Genomic DNA, 3,148 nt, shown 5'->3' with positions numbered 1-3,148 from the left:
CCACGCCTGGATCAACCAACCAACCGCCGCCGAACCGGTAGCCGCCTGACACCCACTGGCCTCAAACACCTTGAAAAATTCCGGAGACGACCAGCGGCCACAGGAATCCCGAGGCGGCATACGCCACACAGCGCACTGCCACATCGATCTACCCGTACGGCCCCCGCGGGAACCCCAACTGCGTCATCGTTGCCGCGGGTGACCGGTAGCCGGGCCTTACGTAAAGCAAGGGGGTCCCTGGCTGCGTCACCTACGAGGGGCGCTATGGCAGCCGTGTCGGTCGCCGCCGGACGGAATCCCCGGCTCGTTCGGCCTCGAGCGGGACAGGGCTGTGCAGTACGGCCGGCCCGCGGTGCAGGAACCCGTCCGAGAGCACTTGGCAGCGCAGGCCGCCCCGGCCGCGCATGGCGGCGTGCGCGCCCGGGGCGAGCACCCGGTCCATCCAGGCGCAGGGGTGGGCCGGCCGCCCACCCCGCAGCCGCACGAAAGCACCTTGGGACTCCAACGCGAATTCCCCGCCGAGCAGGGGCGCCAGCTCGGCGCCCCGGAGGACCACGTTGCGCCGGGTCAGGAGCGGGTCGAAGGGAGGTGTGCCCAGATCTGCCGCCATGGCCTCGAGTGCTTCGACGGCGAGCAGGGTGAGGGCGGCGTCCATGTGCGCGGCCTTGCCGAAGAACCGGTCGCCCACCACGCCCTTGCCGGCCACCAGCTCGACCCGGTCGGCATCCGTGGTGGGCACGTCCGCCGCGCCGTCCCGGGCGCGGCCGAAGTAGGCATGGCCCGGGGACACGAGCAGGTGCAGGATCTCCACGTCGTACTGATAGGTCTGCATCATGCCATCATTCCCTTCGTCACCACGGTTGCCGGCACACCGTAGACACCACCGGACGCACCGTTGATAGCGAGAATTTCAGCGTTCAGGTTTCCTCCTCCAAGCCCCGTCAGAGACCCGGGGGATCGGTTGTCTTACGGGCCTCCGGCGCGGCGCCAGCCACGATTGTAGACGGATCCGTCTAGCCAGAATAGACGGATCCGTCTAGCATGGTGCGCATGATGGCAGTCATCCCCGAAGCCCAGGCCACTGCGCCGAACCGGTCGCCTGCGAGGTCCACGGGAGCTCGTGAGCGGATCATGGCGACCGCCCGCCGGCTGTTCTACACACGCGGCATCAATGCCACCGGCATCGATCTGGTGATCGCTGAGGTCGGCGTGGCCAAGGGCAGCATGTATCACCACTTCGGCAACAAACAGGCTCTGGTAGTGGCTTACCTCCAGCAGGAGGAGGCCACCTGGAAAGCCGCTTCCGAAACCAGGGACGACCCCCGGGCCAGCGCGACTGAGCGCTTGAGAGTCTTCTTCGATGGAATCTCTGTCGATGTTCTGGCCGGCACGTTCCACGGATGCCCGTTCATGAACGCCGCCATCGAACGCCCGGATGATCTCGGGGTGGGCCAGGTGATCGCTCATTACCGGGAAGCACTGGCCTCACATATCGCCCATTTGCTCGGGGAGGACGGGTCCTCGACCGCGGTGGACAAGGTGATGGTGCTGTACGACGGGGCGAAAACGTCCGCCAAGATGACACGGGATCCTGCGCTGGTCGAGCTGGCCGCCGACATGGCCTGCGAAGTTGTTCATGGGCACGGTTCGACTCGCAGGCCGATAGCTCGGAAGGGATGAGCCCTGTTGACACCTGGCGACGACGATTCCGGACCATGATGCGTCCGGAAGCACGTGAGGTGGCGCACGAAGCCGACGAGGTCGTCCCGACGCGCCTGTGCGCGCGAGTTCCGCAGGTGGCCCGGGGAAAGGGTTGCGGCACAGACAACGCGGAAGACGGGGTGTGCGTACCACGCTGCGTCGGTGGGAAACCGCGGGTTGCCGGTGCAGAACCAGGTGCTGCATGAGCATGGAACCGTGGGTTCCTTTTCAAGTCCGAGTGATATCTACAAGAAAAAACGAGGAGACAAGAAAATGATGACGAAGAACACTTCCACCACGGGGATCGAGCAGATGGGGAATTCGGTACTGCGCTATTCCCTGGTGACGAACCTCGTCTGGATCGGTTCCCTGAAATTCCAGGACTACGAGATGGAGAACATCAGGCCCCTGGTCACCTCCAGCCCCTTGTTCTCCGGGGTGCTCAAGAAGCTGGGGGAGAAGAAGACAGCGCAGCTGATCGGGGTGGCCGAGATCGGTATGGGAGCTCTCATCGCCGCCAAGCCCCTCGCCCCGCGCGCTTCGGCCCTGGGCAGCCTCGGGGCGGTAGGGATGTTCGTCACCACGCTCAGTTTCATGGCCACGACCCCGGGAGTGCAGCAGGAGAACCACGGGAAAACCAAGTTGTCCATGGTGGGGCAGTTCCTGCTCAAGGACACCGTGCTTCTGGGGGCATCCATCCTCACGGCTGCCGAGTCGCTGCAGCACGCCCGCCGCCGGTAGCCCGGAAACGACCGTTGCCGTGACCCGGAACGAGCCGGGACGGGAACTGCTGGTGCGGTACCCCGTCCCGGCCCATGTTCTCTGCCCCGGTGACCTGGGGGCCGGTTGGTCAGCGCGCCGGCGGCGGCGAAGCCCTGGAGCCGGCGCACTGAGGGTTCAGCCGGTGGGCGGCCACTCAGTCGGAGGAAATCAGTTTCATGGAGATCGAGTTGATGCAGAACCGCTGATCGGTGGGGGTCTGGAAACCTTCACCTTCGAAGAGGTGCCCCAGGTGGGAGTCGCATCGGGAACAGCGCACTTCGATGCGCTCCATCCCCAAGGACCGATCACGTAGGTAACGCACCCTGTCCTCGGCCAGGGGAGCCCAGAACGAGGGCCACCCGCAGTGCGAGTCGAACTTATCAGTGCTGGTGAACAGCTCTTGGCCACACGCCCGGCACTGATAGACACCGGTGGTGTGCGCGTCGTAGTACTGGCCCGTGTACGGCCTCTCGGTGCCCGCCTTCCGGAGTACCTGGAACTCCTGCGGCGTCAGTTCCTCACGCCACTGCTCCTCACTCTTGTGCACCTCGGGCCGGTAGTTGTCGTATCCAGTGTTCATGACGGCTTCAACGGTCCCCGGCCCCTGCGTGTCAGGGTGAGTTGAGTCCAGTGGTTCACAGCAAGTCCGCCTGACGCAGGGCGAGATTCAGGATCGATCACCATG

General features: G+C 65.1%; 4 protein-coding genes. 2 read left to right on the top strand and 2 right to left on the bottom strand.

What is annotated here, in order from left to right; all coding sequences use genetic code 11:
* Window positions 1-262: 262 nt before the first annotated feature.
* Window positions 263-835 carry an MOSC domain-containing protein gene (locus tag AAHA49_RS17745; protein ID WP_011117093.1) on the bottom strand — a complete coding sequence of 191 codons (573 nt, stop codon included), beginning with the start codon at window positions 833-835 and terminating at the stop codon, window positions 263-265.
* A gap of 215 nt (window positions 836-1,050) precedes the next feature.
* On the opposite strand from AAHA49_RS17745, the gene AAHA49_RS17740 reads away from it, so the two are divergent.
* Both AAHA49_RS17740 and AAHA49_RS17735 read left to right on the top strand, forming a co-directional pair.
* Complete coding sequence (locus tag AAHA49_RS17740; protein WP_158443063.1) at window positions 1,051-1,680, top strand: TetR/AcrR family transcriptional regulator; 630 nt, start codon at window positions 1,051-1,053, stop codon at window positions 1,678-1,680.
* Between the two features lie 294 nt (window positions 1,681-1,974).
* Complete coding sequence (locus tag AAHA49_RS17735) at window positions 1,975-2,442, top strand: YkgB family protein (RefSeq protein WP_020624493.1); 468 nt, start codon at window positions 1,975-1,977, stop codon at window positions 2,440-2,442.
* 175 nt (window positions 2,443-2,617) lie between these two features.
* On the opposite strand, the gene msrB is transcribed toward AAHA49_RS17735, so the two are convergent.
* Window positions 2,618-3,043 carry a peptide-methionine (R)-S-oxide reductase MsrB gene (gene msrB, locus AAHA49_RS17730; protein WP_053447646.1) on the bottom strand — a complete coding sequence of 142 codons (426 nt, stop codon included), beginning with the start codon at window positions 3,041-3,043 and terminating at the stop codon, window positions 2,618-2,620.
* Window positions 3,044-3,148 lie beyond the last annotated feature (105 nt).

Source organism: Brevibacterium ammoniilyticum, assembly GCF_038429965.1.
GTDB classification, from domain to species: Bacteria; Actinomycetota; Actinomycetes; order Actinomycetales; family Brevibacteriaceae; genus Brevibacterium; species Brevibacterium ammoniilyticum.
This window is presented reverse-complemented; position numbering and strand designations above follow the sequence as displayed.